The 15629-nt window shown below is 66.4% G+C and carries 17 protein-coding genes; 10 read left to right on the forward strand and 7 right to left on the reverse strand.

The window, feature by feature from the left end:
* Positions 1-61 precede the first annotated feature (61 nt).
* A complete protein-coding gene (locus R9B84_RS29405) occupies positions 62-646 on the reverse strand; it encodes a hypothetical protein (protein WP_423763458.1) in 585 nt (194 codons plus the stop codon).
* Between the two features lie 156 nt (positions 647-802).
* Positions 803-2323, reverse strand: a complete 1521-nt coding sequence (locus R9B84_RS29410; RefSeq protein WP_423763459.1) for a chemotaxis protein CheA — start codon at positions 2321-2323, stop codon at positions 803-805.
* Here R9B84_RS29410 and R9B84_RS29415 point away from each other — a divergent pair.
* Complete coding sequence (locus tag R9B84_RS29415; RefSeq protein ID WP_423763460.1) at positions 2304-2624, forward strand: hypothetical protein; 321 nt, start codon at positions 2304-2306, stop codon at positions 2622-2624. The two genes, R9B84_RS29410 and R9B84_RS29415, sit on opposite strands and share 20 nt — an antisense overlap.
* Here R9B84_RS29415 and R9B84_RS29420 read toward each other — a convergent pair.
* The 3 genes from R9B84_RS29420 to R9B84_RS29430 all read right to left on the reverse strand — a co-directional run bounded on the left by R9B84_RS29420 (position 2608) and on the right by R9B84_RS29430 (position 3989).
* On the reverse strand, positions 2608-2889 hold the full coding sequence (locus R9B84_RS29420; protein ID WP_423763461.1) for a hypothetical protein: 282 nt from the start codon (positions 2887-2889) through the stop codon (positions 2608-2610). The two genes, R9B84_RS29415 and R9B84_RS29420, sit on opposite strands and share 17 nt — an antisense overlap.
* A gap of 74 nt (positions 2890-2963) precedes the next feature.
* On the reverse strand, positions 2964-3554 hold the full coding sequence (locus R9B84_RS29425; RefSeq protein ID WP_423763462.1) for a hypothetical protein: 591 nt from the start codon (positions 3552-3554) through the stop codon (positions 2964-2966).
* Positions 3555-3665: 111 nt separating this feature from the next.
* On the reverse strand, positions 3666-3989 hold the full coding sequence (locus tag R9B84_RS29430; RefSeq protein WP_423763463.1) for a hypothetical protein: 324 nt from the start codon (positions 3987-3989) through the stop codon (positions 3666-3668).
* Between the two features lie 763 nt (positions 3990-4752).
* On the opposite strand from R9B84_RS29430, the gene R9B84_RS29435 reads away from it, so the two are divergent.
* From R9B84_RS29435 to R9B84_RS29445, 3 genes are all read left to right on the forward strand, one after another.
* Entirely contained in the window at positions 4753-5118 is a 366-nt protein-coding gene (locus tag R9B84_RS29435) for a hypothetical protein (RefSeq protein WP_423763464.1), read from the forward strand.
* A gap of 723 nt (positions 5119-5841) precedes the next feature.
* Positions 5842-6066: a hypothetical protein gene (locus tag R9B84_RS29440; RefSeq protein ID WP_423763465.1), complete on the forward strand. Its 225-nt coding sequence runs from the start codon at positions 5842-5844 to the stop codon at positions 6064-6066.
* Positions 6063-6338, forward strand: a complete 276-nt coding sequence (locus tag R9B84_RS29445; protein ID WP_423763466.1) for an NAD-dependent epimerase/dehydratase family protein — start codon at positions 6063-6065, stop codon at positions 6336-6338. Before R9B84_RS29440 ends, R9B84_RS29445 begins: the two co-directional genes overlap by 4 nt.
* A gap of 84 nt (positions 6339-6422) precedes the next feature.
* Here R9B84_RS29445 and R9B84_RS29450 read toward each other — a convergent pair whose 3' ends face one another.
* Complete coding sequence (locus R9B84_RS29450) at positions 6423-7346, reverse strand: AraC family transcriptional regulator N-terminal domain-containing protein (RefSeq protein WP_423763467.1); 924 nt, start codon at positions 7344-7346, stop codon at positions 6423-6425.
* A 181-nt stretch (positions 7347-7527) separates the two neighbouring features.
* Here R9B84_RS29450 and R9B84_RS29455 point away from each other — a divergent pair, with 181 nt between their 5' ends.
* A complete protein-coding gene (locus R9B84_RS29455; protein ID WP_048245609.1) occupies positions 7528-7989 on the forward strand; it encodes a (2Fe-2S)-binding protein in 462 nt (153 codons plus the stop codon).
* Between the two features lie 2 nt (positions 7990-7991).
* Positions 7992-10202, forward strand: coding sequence for a molybdopterin cofactor-binding domain-containing protein (locus tag R9B84_RS29460; protein WP_423763468.1), 2211 nt, complete (start codon positions 7992-7994; stop codon positions 10200-10202).
* A gap of 123 nt (positions 10203-10325) precedes the next feature.
* Here the strand turns inward: R9B84_RS29460 and R9B84_RS29465 are convergent, their stop codons facing one another.
* Positions 10326-11528 carry a Fic family protein gene (locus R9B84_RS29465; protein ID WP_423763469.1) on the reverse strand — a complete coding sequence of 401 codons (1203 nt, stop codon included), beginning with the start codon at positions 11526-11528 and terminating at the stop codon, positions 10326-10328.
* Between the two features lie 425 nt (positions 11529-11953).
* Here R9B84_RS29465 and R9B84_RS29470 point away from each other — a divergent pair, with 425 nt between their 5' ends.
* From R9B84_RS29470 to R9B84_RS29485, 4 genes are all read left to right on the forward strand, one after another.
* The gene (locus R9B84_RS29470; protein WP_423763470.1) at positions 11954-12352 is read left to right on the forward strand and encodes a winged helix-turn-helix domain-containing protein; all 399 of its coding nucleotides are present in this window, start codon (positions 11954-11956) and stop codon (positions 12350-12352) included.
* Positions 12353-12778: 426 nt separating this feature from the next.
* Positions 12779-13927 (forward strand): type III secretion system cytoplasmic ring protein SctQ, encoded by a 1149-nt coding sequence (gene sctQ / locus R9B84_RS29475; RefSeq protein ID WP_423763471.1) that lies wholly within the window; start codon positions 12779-12781, stop codon positions 13925-13927.
* Between the two features lie 3 nt (positions 13928-13930).
* Positions 13931-14605 (forward strand): type III secretion system export apparatus subunit SctR, encoded by a 675-nt coding sequence (gene sctR / locus R9B84_RS29480; protein WP_423763472.1) that lies wholly within the window; start codon positions 13931-13933, stop codon positions 14603-14605.
* A complete protein-coding gene (locus tag R9B84_RS29485; RefSeq protein ID WP_423763473.1) occupies positions 14602-15396 on the forward strand; it encodes a lytic transglycosylase domain-containing protein in 795 nt (264 codons plus the stop codon). Before sctR ends, R9B84_RS29485 begins: the two co-directional genes overlap by 4 nt.
* Positions 15397-15629: the final 233 nt, after the last annotated feature.

Consider the following 15629-nt stretch of genomic DNA (forward strand, 5'->3'; position numbering starts at 1 on the left):
GTGTAACGGGATCTCGTAGTCCCGCGGCGCGGCGCTGGCCTGTCCTCGGATTGACGTTTCGTCATCGGCAGAAAACGACGCGTTGCGTGTAGATCTGCGGCTCGATGACCGGCTTCGCCGACCGGTTGAGATCGTCGCGATAGGCACGGTAGGTCTTGCCGTTCACCGTTACGTCCGTCGCGCGAGCCGTCTCGACCTTGTCGAGCCCGTTGCGCTGCCACTCGTTCACCCGGTCCGCCGCCGACATGCTCGACTCGCCGGCGATCTTCTGCGTGATCGCGCTGCCGTCGCTCCACGGCTGCGTCTGCATGTCCTCGGCATGCTGCATCGCGCCGACCGTCTTGCCCGTCGACGTCGGCCCTTTCTGCGCCTCGAACGGCGCACCGCGGCCGTACACCGGCGATTGCCACGATGGCGCGTGGCCTTGCTCGGGCATCATGTAAATCATCTGCGGGTCGCCGATCATCATCATCGGCGCGCATGCCGTGTTGTCGGAGCGGCCGAGCGTCGTCAGCGCCTGCTGGACGCTCACGGCGTTCGCGGCAGTCTGCTCGTTCAGGATGACGAAGACCGCGGGATTCTGGAAAACCGACTGCGCAGCGGCTTGCATGCTGACCAGCAGCAAAGCGACCAAAAAGATCCTCATGATTGAGGCCTCCTTGCATCCTCGTCAGGCAAAAAGAGGTGTTGACCTCGGGGATGGGACCAACACCCGTCAAACCGGGAACGACCGTCGCGCATCGGGTCCGAGCGGCAGCCGTGCGACCGGCGCTCCAGTCGCACGGCTGCCCGACCCGCGTGCTTACGACGACGTGCTCGTCGAGATGACAGCCGGCGCCGGCACGACCGGTGCAGCCGGTGCGGCCTGCTGGTCGATCGACGCCGGCGGCAACGCCTGCGCCGGATCGGTCAACGCGGGCATGTCGGCGGCAGGCGCAGGTGCGGCCGCGGATTCGGCCGCGTCCGGCACCTTTGCGTCGGCTGCCGGCATGTCGGCCGCAGGCGCGGCAGCGACAGGCTGCGCGGCTTCCGGTGCGGGCGCTTCGGCGGCGGCTTGCGGCGCCGGCTCGACGGCCTTCGCATCGGCCGCGGATGCCGCGACGACGGCGGCAGCCGGCGTCGGTTCGGCACCCGGCGCCGCAGCGGCCTGCGCTGCGTTGTCGGTCGCGGCCGGCCTCGGCTCCGGCGCCTTGTCGGCGACAGCCGGCGCAGGCTCGGGCGCCTTGTCGGCAACGGCCGGTGCGGGCTCGGGTGCCTTGTCGGCAACAGCCGGTGCGGGCTCGGGCGCCTTGTCGGCAACCACCGGTGCGGGCTCGGGTGCCTTGTCGGCAACAGCCGGTGCAGGCTCGGGTGCCTTGTCAGCAACCACCGGTGCGGGCTCGGGTGCCTTGTCGGCAACCACCGGTGCGGGCTCGGGTGCCTTGTCGGCAACCACCGGTGCGGGCTCGGGTGCCTTGTCGGCAACGGCCGGTGCGGCGATGACGGCAGCAGCCGGCACGGCTGCCATCGCAGCTGCCGGTGCGACCGCAGCTGCCGCTACGACCGCGGGTGCGGGTGCAGCTGCTGCTGCGACAGCCGGTGCAGCAGCAACCGCAGGCACGGCGGCGGCCGCCGGTGCAGCGGCTGCGACAACCAGCGCTGCAGCTGCAACCGCCGGTGCGGCTGCGGCAACCGCCGGCGCCGCGACTGCCGGTGTTGCGGCAACCGGCGCGATCGCCGGGACGGGGACGGGCACGGGCACCGGGGCGGGTGCCGCCCGCACCGCGGTCGTCGCCACCGGACGGGTCTGCGCCGGCGCGGCTGCGTCGAGTGGCGGCAGGCCCATACGGTTGCGCACGATCGGATCGTGATACTTCACGTCGTCGGCGACGGTCGCTTCGGCGCTGGGTGCGACATTCGAACGCGCGAGCGGCGCGGTCGTGCCCGGGCACAGGTGCCCGGTCGCTTCCACCGCGCGCCGGTTCGCGTCGCTCTGGCAGAGCAGCGCGAGCGCCACGTCGGTCAGGCCCATCGCGCGGAATTCACGCGCATCGAGACGACGGACGCAGGCCTGGTCGACCAGCGTCGTGCCGCCCGTCGCGCCGAACCCCGGGAACGACACGCCGACGCTCACCGACCCCATGCAGGTGTCGGACAGCGTGGTCGTGAGGCCGGGCGCCTGGATGGCCGGGTTCGTCTTGATCGTCTGCGTACCCGAGTAATTGACGTTTTCCGATGTCTGGGTGTTGAACGGGTTGGTACCGGGCGAGCCGGGCGACTGGAGAGCGCTCACGCTCTGCGGCGTCACGTTCGAGCCGCCGCTCGTGCTGGAGGGCAACGTCACGTTCACATTCACGCTCGAATTGCCGCTGCCGCGAACGCCGCTGCTGCTGGTGGCATTGCCGCCGCGCGAGCTCGTGTTGCTCGTGTTCGTGTTCATGCTCGAGCCGCCGCCCTGGCTGATGGCCGTCGACGACGTCGAGGACTGCGCGCTCGAAGTCGAGTCGGCGGTTTGTGCCTGGGCACCGATCGTGGACATCGCGAACATTGCCGCGCATGCCACCTTGATCTTGTTGCTGTTCATTTCACTCTCCGGACGAGGTTTGACCTCCCACCCAGGCAACCGTACTAATTCCCCTGAATGACTTCAGTTTTTGCTGCTTCCCCGAACTGCTTCCAGCCGCTGCCCAGCTGGGACCACGAGCCGGCCGACATGCCCTGCCACTGCTGGGCGTCCGGTCCGCCGATGGCACTGCCCGACGAAAGCGTTTGTTGCTCTGACGGTTTGATTGTCTGGTCAGGGTTGTTTGACGTCTGCATATTCGATTGCACACCATCGGCGGCACGGTCAGCGCCATACGCCGTCAGGGACGCGAGCATCAGAGCGGCGGCAATCAGTTTCTGCTTCATGCCAACTCCTTACGTGACAACAATGCGGGAAAAGAGACCAGCGTCGCTGGGAAACTGGTCCCCCCCACACCTGACTAATGACTGCTTCCGGTCGCGCTGGAACTTCCCTGGCTTCCGCCCGATGCGGACGGCGAGCCGGCCGGACCGGTACTCCATACGGTCGACGAGTTGTAGTGATTCGAACCCGCGATCGCGCCTGAACCGCCACTGCCCGTCAGCCCGACAGCACCCGCGTTGGCAGTGCCCTGGTCGTTCCCGCCCGTAGCCGTGTAGTGGTTCGCGCCGAGTACGATCGTGGCGGTCACGCCTCCCGACAGCGCATTCGCGTTCTCGTTCGTGCTGCCGTTTCCACCGAACGAGCCTGCGGCACCGATACCGCCGCCTGCCGCGAACGCGCCCCCGTTCGTGCCCGAACCGCTGGCCGTCGAGGTCGAGTTGTGAAAGGCGGATGCCGTGCCGGCGGAACCAGCGGGTGTCACGGTACTTCCTGCATTCGCGCCCGCCGTCGAATTCGAATTGCTGGTATAGCTGCCGGAGCCGACCAGTACCGAACCGGAAACGCCTGCTGCAACGGATTGCGTCTGGTTGGTCGTGGACGAACCGGCTGCCAATGCAGCCGACGATATGACGGTGAGCGCGGTCGCTAATATGACGTTGGCTTTCATAGCAATCCCTTGCTGTGAGGAAGTTCGGCGGTGGCGGAGCCGGGCCCGCCCGCGTCGGGCGAAACCCGGCATCCGTACCGCCAGCCAATGACGAACGCTACGCGCCGCGGCTTAGTGGTGGAACGTCCAGCCGATCGAGCCGGCATTGGCGCCGCTCGTGCCACCCGCCTGTGCACCCCCGAAGCCGAAGCCGCCGACCGACGACGTTTGCGTGTGGTTCGTGTACGAGATCGAACCGCTGCCCGGGCCGCCGGCAACCGCACCGGCTGCGCCGAGTGCCGAGCCGGAATCGGTCGCGGTGAAATGACCGAACCCGGCAACCCCGGCCATCGTCGAACCGCCACTCGTCGAATTGCTGCCCGACACCGTGCCGCTAGCGGCGAAAGCTGCACCCGAAACCGCCAGCACTGCTGCTGCAATCAGAAGCTTCTTCATGGTCGACTCCAAAACGGCGTGGATGGAATGAGCAAGGAAGATCGCACGCCATCAATCTTCCTGCCTCGAGCAATCCTTAAAAATAAGGATCACTATCAAATCAAGAAATTATTTATGGCCGTTAATTTGATGTTCTTTTAATTTTTTGACAGCCGAATTCTATTTTTTCGTTTATCAGTTGTCCAAAATTTATGAATTGGTGTTTTCTATTATTTTTATGATTATTTAATATGTCACGAAAACACCATAATTAGATCAACCGGAATGACGCGCACATCTTTCCGGTCCGCGATTTTCGACACCCCGCCGCAAACGGATGCCGGCACTGGCATCCGCTTCCGAAATCGAAAATGCGCGAATATATTTACCACCGCAAAATGCAACCCCGCTCAAAATGCGCTTTTTAACCAAGCGATAACGAGCCTGCATGACAGCCTGACGGCATGTCTGCTCCCTGAGCTAGCAACGAATGATTTCCGGATAATCCGGCCGACAGGCGTTCGATCTAATCCGGCCGGAGCCGGTACTGGCCCGGCGCGATCGATACTGCCCTGCACGGTCGAAGACGAATCGGCATCACGCTGTCCGGCACGAACAGGTTGATCCATCCGGGTGAACTGACTGAAGGCGAGCACCGCTGTCGCCTGGTGGCCGCGCGGAGCGACAACCGCCCCAGCGCGTGGAGCGCGGGAAACCGGCAAGGAAAGACCCGCGACGCTGGCACTGCGTCGCAAGCACTACCCCGATGTTTCCGACTACCCCTATGGTGCGCAAAGAACGCGCGGATCAAGCCACTGCTTATGGTCTTCATCGCCGTTTCCCCGACTGGCTTATTGACGCGCTGGTCGCCCCCACATCGTTGTTGCAACGTGTCGACCGCTCGCCGGTGCGTCCAATGTCGCAAGCAACATGCCACGCGTTATTCCGCCGTTCATTGCGCGCGCCGAACGGCCGCCGCGCCGGCACGAATCGCCGGAAACGACATTTTTTGTTTCAGGAATGTATCGCGGCAACGGTCGGGCACACGCGGCGATCGTTGAGCGTCGCGAAGCAATCCCGCGATTTGACGGACGAATCCGGCCCGTGGACCCTCGCCGAATGGCCAGATGAACGGGTGTTTCAAACTTGAGAAGTGCACCGCCGTGCGGGGACGGCGGCACCCGTCTTTTCGCTGCCGAACCACACGGCGCGGCGTGTGCAACCGCCCTCCAATGCTCTGACGAACGGGAATCGAAGCGTGCGGCGCCCTGTTCTGCCAGCACGGTTCGGCAGCCTCCGATGCGTCGGCGACGCGCACGCGTCCCGACGGACGAAACGAATTTGATTCATCCGTGAAAATACCGACACGATCACACGACGATGATGTTGTTATTGAAAATATTACCGGCGTAAGAATTAAAACAAATGAAAACGCGTAATATTGACCGAAACATGCACATCAGCTTTTCATTTTCATTCGACTCCCCTTTCACACCTGGAGCCACCATACGGGCGATAAACCGGAGAAACGTTTTCAAGCATTTATCCGCCTGATTCTCACCATTGAAACATGCCGATTCAACACCGATTCTTCGTCAAGAATTCCACAAAAGCCTGATTCATAGCGAGTTTCGTCGTATCGAATCGCATCGATCCGGCCATCGTCCGGGGTATTTTCCTGTCCCCACGATTCACGCGTGAAACAAAAGCGCGCATATTGCACGGCAATTGCGCGCCCTCGCCCGCGCACAGCCGGACTGCGTCGTCCATGGCATGCCGATTGCCTGATGTCCGGCTCTCATCGAGCGGCACGCCACGGCACACAGATCAAGGGTGGCGGCCCGCTCGTCAATCAGCGTGTCGGGGAAAGGCGATGAAGATCACCACCGATCGATCGACGCTCGCGTCGTTCAAGCATCAACGGGGTTGTCAGCGGAACCGGAGCGCCTGTCGTGGCGCTTCGTCGACATCCGCACATGCGGACCGGCGCTTGCCGAAACGATTCCCGTGCAGCGGAATGGAACGCATACGCGCCGCCGTCGAGCAAATCGACGCGGGATTCCTGGAGATGCTCGACGAAGAAGAAAGCCATGAATGACAGGGGCGCGATCGACACGCGCCGGTCAGCGCGTCCTCGTCACGGGCGGCGCCGGCTTTCTCGGCAGCGGCGTGTGCGAGCGCCTGGTCATGGAAGGTGCGTCCGTCACATGCATCGACAGCCTGCTGACCGGGCGCAAGCTCAACGTCGCCGACCTGATTGCGTCCGGTCGGTTCGAGTTCGTGAAGGGCGAAGTATCGCTCGACCTGCCGCAACTGCAGGTGGACGAGATCTGGAATCTCGCGTGCGGGGCGTCGCCGCCCACCTGGTAATCGATGCTCGCTGACCGCTGAGCGACGACCGACGCCACCGCCCGACAGCGCATCGGCCGCGCGTTCGGGCCGGCCGCCGCCGCGTCAGCCGAGCAGTTCCTTCTTCCGCAGGTGCACGACGTCGCGCATCGGCGGCGCGCCGAACAACCGGCTGTATTCGCGGCTGAACTGCGACGCGCTCTCGTAACCGACGACAGCAGCCACCGACCCGACATCGCCGCCCTGCCGCAGCAACAGCCGCCGTGCCTCGTGCAGCCGCAACTGCTTCTGGTACTGCAGCGGGCTCAGCGTCGTCACGTTCTTGAAATGATGGTGTAGCGACGACACGCTCATGTTGACCGCCTGCGCGAGCGACTCGACGCGCATCGGCTCCGCGTAGTGATCGCGGATCCATTCGATCGCGCGCGCGATCCGGTGCGTCTGGCTGCCCGCGATCGCCATGTGCCGCAGCCGCGTGCCCTGCCCGCTCGTCATCAGCCGGTACAGCAGTTCCTTTTCGATCAGCGGCGCGACCACCGGAATATCGGCCGGCGTATCGAGCAGCCGCAACAGCCGCAGCGCGGCGTCGAGCAGCGGCGGCGTCAGCTCGGCGAGCGCGATCCCCTCGCCTTCGGGGCCCGCGTCGGGCTCGGGCAGCCGCATCTCGGCCGCGAGCTCGACGATCCGCTGCGGATCGAGCGTCAGCGACAGGCACAGGTACGGCTCATCCGGCGACGCGCGCGTGACACGCGACAGGATCGGCAAGTCGATCGACGTAATCAGGCAATTCTGCGTGTCGTATTCGTAAGCCTGGCCGGCCACGATCACGCGCTTCGCGCCCTGCGCGGCGATCACGAGCGCGGCACGCGACACGCCGCAGCCGAGATCGACCGGGCGCGTGTGCCGATGCAGCATCAGGCCCGGCACGGCGGTCGAATGCGAGCCATCCGCCGGCGCGAAGCGGCCGATCAGCGACGCCAGCTCGCGCCGCCCGGATTCGCGCGACGCCGCGATATCGGTCATGTCCATGACGAATCCTCGATTGATTTCCCCATGTCGCGGGAGCATAGCGAAACGGCCCGCGGCGCGCCCGGGATTTGCAGGATTGTTCAATAAATTTGCAGGATTGGGTAGACGCAAAAACCGGCTGCTCGCGCACACTCCCCGCTAACCGGGCGCATGCCGGGTTTTCCCCATGGAGACATACACAATGCCTACCTCGTTTGTCCTCAACGGCAAGAACGTCACGCTCGACGCCGATCCGTCGATGCCCGTCCTCTGGGCGATTCGCGAACACGCGGGACTGACCGGCACGAAGTTCGGCTGCGGCATGGCGCAGTGCGGCGCGTGCACGGTGCATCTCGAAGGCCAGGCCGTCCGCTCGTGCGTGCTGCCGCTCGCCGGTATCGCGGGCAAGCACATCACGACGATCGAAGGCCTGCAAAGCAAGCCCGCGCAGGCCGTGCAGGCCGCGTGGGTCAAGCTGCAGGTTCCGCAATGCGGCTATTGCCAGTCCGGCCAGATCATGTCGGCCACCGCCTTGCTCGAACAGAATCCGAAGCCGACCGACGCGGACATCGACGCCGCGATGAACGGCAACCTGTGCCGCTGTGCGACCTACGCCCGCATTCGGGCCGCGATCCACGACGCAGCCACGACGCTGGGAGCCTGACCATGACGATCGAACTCGACAACACCGGTTCGGTGCGTCCGTCGCGCCGCACGTTCCTGAAGGCCGCGGGCGCCGCGGCCGCCGTCAGCCTGACCATCGGCTTCGAATGGGCCGGCCTCGGCCGCCGCGCGCTCGCGGCGACCGCGCCCGCCGCCGACTTCGCGCCGAATGCGTTCCTGCGCATCACGCCCGACGGCGCCGTCACGGTCGTCGCGAAGCACGTCGAAATGGGCCAGGGCGCGTACACAGGCATCGCGACGATCGTCGCCGAGGAGCTCGACGCCAACTGGTCGAGCGTGCGCGTCGAAAGCGCGCCGGCCGATGCGAAGCGTTATGCGAACCTCGCGTTCGGCACGATGCAGGGCACGGGCGGCAGCTCGGCGATGGCGAACTCATGGCAGCAACTGCGCGAAGCAGGCGGCAAGGCCCGCGCGATGCTCGTGTCGGCCGCCGCGGCCCGCTGGAAAGTGCCGGCCGGCGAGCTGACAACGGCCAATGGCGTCGTCACGCACGCGAAGAGCGGCAAGACGGCCGCGTACGGCACGCTCGTCGCCGATGCGTCGAAGCTGCCCGTGCCGGACAAGGTCACGCTGAAGCAGCCGGCCGATTTCAAGCTGATCGGCCAGCGGATTCCGCGCGTCGATGCATCGGCGAAATCGAACGGCACCGCGCATTTCACGCTCGACACGACGTTCCCCGGCATACGCGTCGCGCTGCTGCAGCGCCCGCCGCGCTTCGGCGCGACCGTGAAATCGTTCGACGCGACGGCCGCGAAGGCCGTGCCGGGCGTCGTGTCGGTCGTGCAGGTGCCGGGCGGCGTCGCGGTCGTCGCGAACGGCTTCTGGGCCGCGAAACAGGGCCGCGACGCGCTGAAGGTCGAATGGGACGAAGCGAACGCCGAGAAGCGCGGCTCGGACGAGATCATGCGCGAATACCGGCAGCTCGCCGACAAGCCGGGCACGTCGGCGCGCAAGGACGGCGATGCCGACGCGGCGATCGCGGGCGCGGCGCGCAAGATCAGCGCGACGTACGAATTCCCGTATCTCGCGCACGCGCCGATGGAGCCGCTCGACGCGGTCGTCAAGCTGACGGCCAACGGTTGCGAGATCTGGGCCGGCGACCAGTTCCAGACGGTCGACCAGGCCAACGCGGCCAGGGTCGCGGGCCTGAAGCCCGAGCAGGTGCAGATCCACACGCTGTACGCGGGCGGCAGCTTCGGCCGGCGCGCGAATGCGTGGTCGGACTATGTGGTCGAGGCCGTGTCGATCGCGAAGGCGCTCGGCGCGGACGGCAAGCCGGTCAAACTGCAGTGGACGCGCGAGGACGACATCCAGGGCGGCTTCTACCGGCCGATGTACTTCCACAAGCTCGACGCGGGCCTGACCGCGGACGGCCGGCTGGTCGGCTGGCGCCACCGGATCGTCGGCCAGTCGATCCTCGCCGGCACGCCGTTCGAGGCGTTCATGGTCAAGAACGGCATCGACGCGACGTCGGTCGAGGGTGCGGCGAACCTGCCGTACGCGGTGCCGAACGTGTCGGTCGAGCTCACCACCGCGAAGACGGGCGTGCCCGTGCTGTGGTGGCGCGTGGTCGGCAGCTCGCACACGGCCTATGCGGTCGAGGCGTTCATCGACGAAGCCGCGCACACCGCCGGCAAGGATCCGTACGCATTCCGCCGCGACCTGCTCGCGAAGGAGCCGCGCATGCTTGCGGTGCTGGAGCTGGCCGCGCAGAAGGCCGGCTGGGATCCGGCCAAGCCACTGCCGAAGGGCCGCGGGCGCGGGATCGCGGTCGCCGAGGCGTTCAAGAGCTATGTCGCGCAGGTGGCCGAGGTGTCGGTCGACGCGGACGGCAAGGTGAAGGTCGAGCGCGTGGTGTGCGCGGTGGATTGCGGGACGGCGATCAATCCCGACATCGTCGCCGCGCAGATGGAAGGCGGCATCGGCTTCGGGCTCGGCGCGGCGCTGCACAGCGCGATCACGCTGAAGGACGGCCGGGTCGAACAGCGCAACTTCGACGGCTACAACGTGCTGCGGATGGCCGAGATGCCGAAGGTCGAGGTGCATATCGTGCCGTCGGCGGAAGCGCCGACCGGGGTCGGCGAGCCGGGCGTCGCGCCGATCGGGCCGGCGGTCGCGAACGCGATCTTCGCGGCGACGGGCAAGCGGCATTACGTGCTGCCGTTCGATTCGGCGGATAGCGCGAAGGCTTGATGGGTGGGTGGCGACGCTGGCCGCGGGGCGAAAGCTGCCCTGCGGCCAGCGCTTTTCAACGCCTCGCCGAAGACATCATGCCCGCCCGAGCCGAAGCCTCACGACATCCTTCGCCAGCCGCATTCACTCCTGCTCGACCTCCGGCCAAAGCCTCGGAAAGAGAAACCGGAGGCCACTCAGCGGCAATCCAAAGGAAAGTTCGCCTCGATGCGAAGGCGAAGTCAGCAGCCCGCAATCCAGCAGCGATCGAACGATTCGGCGCGCCAGTACATCGCTTACGCCCAGCATCTGAGCGAATTCCGCCCGCGTTACGGTTCGGCGCAGTGCCACAAACTCCATCGCTAGCGCCGCGGCTTCCGGTTTGACGACCGATTTTTCCGAGCGGATGGTCCACGGATTGGCCTCAAGATATCGCAGCAAATCGAGCAAACGCCCCGTGACCCCGTCGAACTCCGTCATATGCACCATGAAACTGACCTGGTCCTGGCAGCAGTCGAGAAAGAACCGCGCGAACTTGACCAGCCCTTCCTGGGATAGATTGCCCCGACCGTCCAGATCGTTACGCCGTGTCTGGTCGGCCTCGCTTAGCCGGGCGTAATACTGCTCGTGCTCTCGCGCCAACCCTCGAAGCGGCGACCAGAGACCATGGGTCAGATCGGCAGCGCGTAATCCGAGATGCGAATGCAGACGTGCCACTCGACCATTACCATCCATGAACGGGTGCACCCAGGTCAGACGGTGATGCGAACAGGCGATACCGATCAGTTGATATTCCTTGGCGCGAATGCGGGCATAACGTGCGGACCAGGCCTGAAGCAACGGTTCGATCATCTCCGGTTCCGGTGCCAGATGACGCCCAACCGTCACATCCAACCGCCGAAATTCACCGGGAACGATGATTTCCCCCTCACCGGCGGCTCGCTCATCGTCGGGCAAGCAGGAAAAGAAGCGATCATGAATGGCCGAAATGCGTGCCGGTTCGAATAGCGCGGCAACCGGAAGCGCGCGCCACTCTTCCTCTAGCGCCGCTTCAGTTGCGATATGCGCAACCGCGAAGCGTTGCTTCTTGCGCTCGACAATATCGGTTGAATAATCCCGATGCAGCGCAGCCTCGATCTTTGCGGGTGTCGTGTGCTGGCCTTCGATCTTGTTCGTGTAGTACGAATTCATGGCGCGCAACTGCGGCACGAGCGCGCTGGCCAGCGGGGTATCGCATACGGCCAGCAACCGCTGCGACGAGTCAACGAGTTCTGCTGCCTGCTCGAGCAGAGGATCGAGTACACGATCCTCGGGAAACAACGGTTCGAAGGTAGCGACGGTCGTCATGCTTCCTTGTCGGGTTCCATGTAGGGTTTGATGTCGGCAATTATAGGTACTTATGCCACTGATTTATATAGATTTTCACTCAAACCACGTAGGGTTCAATGTAGGGTTCCATGTAGGGTTTGTCGTGCCCGCTCCGTGTCCAGGCTGCGGGCGCGTTCCCCCCGCCATTTCCCGCCTCCCCCGCACGTTACGTCAGACGTAACGCCCGTAACGTCGCCCGTCGATGCTACGTAACAATCCTTCACTATTGCTCAGACCCCTTGCAGGCCCACCCCGCGCCCCGCGTTAAAAATTCTTTTAAATTCAAGGCTGTCACGGCACCCACCTCCGCGCATTCACCCGCCGACGCCCGACGTTCCTTCCCTGGCCCGGAAGTTGCAGTACATGACCCGCAAACACTCCTTTATGGACATGCGAGGGCCACCATGGATTGCAAATACCTGTACATCGACAACATAAAAATCAACTTCGTGCGCCGCACGATCGAAATCGACAACAAAGTCGTTGACGTTACGCCGCGCGAATTCGACGTCGTCGAATTCCTGCTCGACAACATGAACAAGATCGTGCCGCGGCAGGCAATCCAGGAAGCCGTATGGGGCCGTGAACTCGGCGTGTCGTCGCGCACGCTGGATACCCATATCTCGCGGATCCGTTCGAAGCTGCAACTCGAGTACGACAAGAACCTGCGGATCATCCCGATCTATGCGGTCGGCTATCGTCTCGTGCTGTTCGGTGCGGCAATGACGCACGTCGAGCGTCACGACGCGGCGCCGATCCTGCGTGCCGCGCCGCCGGCCGTAATGGCCGCCGACTACGCATAACGATTCACCCGCGCGCCGCCCGCTCGCGGCGCGCCAGCAACACTCCCCCCACCGCGCTGTGCAGGTTCGCAGCGCTTCGCGTCCTGCCCGCCGGATGCGGCCTGCAGGCCGCCCGGCCCGCCAGCCAGTCGCGACCCGACCGCCGCCTCCGGGCGGCGGTTGCTTTTTGCCGCCCGCCGTCGCCCTCCACGCTTCGTCGCCCTCCACGCTTCGTCGCATTCCAAGCTTCGTCGCATTCCAGCGCGCTGCGGCGCGCTTCGTAGCGCCCCGCGCTCCCCGCCGCCGCGCGATGCACGCGACTACGGATTCCGGCGCGGCACGCGGCCATGGCCATCCCTACAATCGACGCAGCAGCCGCGTGCCCGTCCGCGCCACCGGCCCCATCACAACCCGTCGAACCAACGCCGAATCCGCCCCGATCCCGCCGTGCCTGCGCAGTTCCTGACGAATGCCGACGCCGGCGACGCCGCGTTCCGGGCCATGCCCACCGATTCCGCGCCGCCCGCCGCTGCGCCGGTCGCGCTCGACGCGTCGCCCTACCTGCCGCGCCTGTCCGCCGCCGCCGCGCGCGGGCTGTCGCACGCGTACTGCGCGACCGGCGCCGTTCCGGTCACGCTCGGCGAGCATGCGTACGAGGTGCGCTGGCGCGTCGACGCCGAGCCGGCCGCCGATGCGCACGCATACCGCTTCGTCGTCGGCCCCGCCACCGGCACGCTGTGGATCGATCCGGTCGCGGAAACGGAATGGCTCGGCGATGCGGCCGACCCGGCCGTGCCGGCCGTGATCCGCGCGGCGCTGCTCGCCGACCTGTGCGCGCCGCTCACGGCCGTGCTGCAAGCCGCAACGCGGCAGCGCGTGGAACTGCTGCCGCCGCCCGCGAGCGCGCCCGCGTGGCGTGCGCTGCCGGCCGCGCTGCGCTTCGAGCTGCGGCGCGCCGACGGCGCATGGCGCTGCCATGGCGCGCTGCTGTTCGACGCGCCCGATGCGCTGGCCGTGTTCTTCGCGGCCGCGCCGGCCGCGCTCGCCGGCACGCGCGCGGCCTACGCGAACCTGCCCGTGCCGCTCGTGTTCGAGATCGGCCGCACCGAGCTGACGACAGCCGAACTGGCCGACGTCGTCGGCGGCGACATCATCGCGATCGAGCGCTGGCAGGCTCACGAGCAGAACCTGCTGTGCGTCGCGCGGCTGCCGGCCGCGCCGGCGTGGGAGATCACCGGACGGCCGTCGGGCAACCGGCTGACCGTCGAACGAATCAGGGAGATGCCTTTGGAACCGACCCGCACCGATACCGCGCCCGCGACGGCGCACGACGCGCCGCCCGGCGATGCGCCGCGCACGCTCGACGGCCTCGCAGTCGACCTGCGCTTCGAGCTGCCGCCCACGTCGATGCCGCTCGGCGAGTTGAGCGCGCTGCAGCCGGGCGCCGTGATCGAGCTGCAGCAAGGGATCAACCAGAGCGTGATCCATCTGGTCGCGAACGGGATGCTGATCGGCACCGGCCACCTGATCGCGGTCGGCCAGAAACTCGGCGTGCGTGTCGTCACGCTGACGCAACCCGCGCCGCGCGAGCGCTGAGCGATGGGCAACCTGCCGAATCCGGTCGCGCTGATCGCGGTGATCGCCGCGCTCGGCATCGCGCCGTTCGCGGCGCTGATGGTGACGAGCTACACGAAGCTCGTGGTCGTGCTCGGCCTCTTGCGCTCCGCGCTGGGGATCCAGCAGGTGCCACCGAACCTCGTGCTGAACGGCATCGCGCTGATCCTGTCGCTGTTCATCATGGCGCCGGTCGGGATGTCGATCCGCGACGCGCTGCAGGCACGCCACTTCGATGCGTCGGGGCAGCTGTCGACCGCCGACGTCGGCGCGCTCGCCGATGCCGCGCTGCCGCCAATCAAGGATTTCCTCGTGTCGCACACGCGCCAGCGCGACCGCGAATTCTTCGTGCGCACCGCGACGTCGGTCTGGCCGAAGAACCGCGCGGACGGCCTCAAGGACGACGACCTGCTCGTGCTGGTGCCGAGCTTCACGCTCGCCGAACTGACGAAGGCATTCCAGATCGGCTTCGTGATCTATATCGTGTTCATCGTCGTCGACCTGCTGGTCGCGAACATCCTGCTCGCGCTCGGGATGCAGATGATCTCGCCGACGACGATCTCGGTGCCATTCAAGCTGCTGCTGTTCGTCGCGCTCGACGGCTGGTCGCTGCTCGTGCAGGGGCTCGTGCTGTCGTATCGCGTGGCAGGCGCGGGATGAACGCGCACGGCCCGCGAACCGCCGCCGCGTGGCTGTGCGCGCTGGTCGGGCTGCTCGCGCTCGGGTTCGCCGGAATGCAACCGCGCATCGCGCACGCGGCCAGCGGCGCGGGCTTCGCGCAACTCGCGCGCACGTGTGCGCCGAACGTCGATCCCGACACGCTCGCCGCGCTCGTACGCACCGAATCGGGCTTCAATCCGTATGCGATCGGCGTGGTCGGCGGCCACCTGGCGCGCCAGCCCGCGTCGCTCGACGAGGCACGCGCGACCGCGCACGAACTTGCGTCGCGCGGCTTCAGCTACAGCGTCGGCCTCGCGCAGGTGAACGAACGAAATTTCGCGAAATACGGGCTCGACGCAGCAACGATGTTCGAGCCGTGCCGCAACCTGCAGGCCGGCGGCGCGATCCTGACCGAATGCTTCGCGCGTTCGTCGGGCACCGGCCGCGCCTCGCAGGCCGCGTTGCGCGCGGCGCTGTCGTGCTACTACAGCGGCAACTTCACGACCGGCTTCTCGAGCGGCTACGTGAGCCGCGTCGTCGCGAGCGCGCAGCGCAACGCGCGCGAAGGCGGCGTCGAACCGATTCCCGTCGTGAGCGACACGCCGCCGCCCGAGCGCCGGCGCCGCATGGATGCGGCCACCACCACGCCGCCGGAACGCGCGCGGCGGCTCGCGTCACCCGCCGCGTCCGCCGATGCGCCTTCGTGTCATGCGCGTCCGGTCGTGATGATGTGCCGCGGGCTGCCGGCGAACCAGGCGAAGCGGCTGTGCGTGCGGTGTCTCGATCAGTGACGGCGCATGGCCCGTTTTCAGGGGCGCAAACGTCGCCGGCACGCCACGCGGCGCCCGGCCGCCACGTGGCCGCACGCATCTCGTAGCGTACGGCGCACGTGCGCGCCGGCCGCGCCGCGGCGCTACGAAACAGCGGCGATCCGGCCGCAACCCGGGTCCCTACACTCGTCGGATCGCGTCGTGGCGCGCACGGCGCCATGCATTGCGCGAATCGCGCGGTTCAAGGGAGAGGA

The sequence above is a fragment of the Burkholderia sp. NLJ2 genome (assembly GCF_049487195.1).
Classification (GTDB): domain Bacteria; phylum Pseudomonadota; class Gammaproteobacteria; order Burkholderiales; family Burkholderiaceae; genus Burkholderia; species Burkholderia pyrrocinia.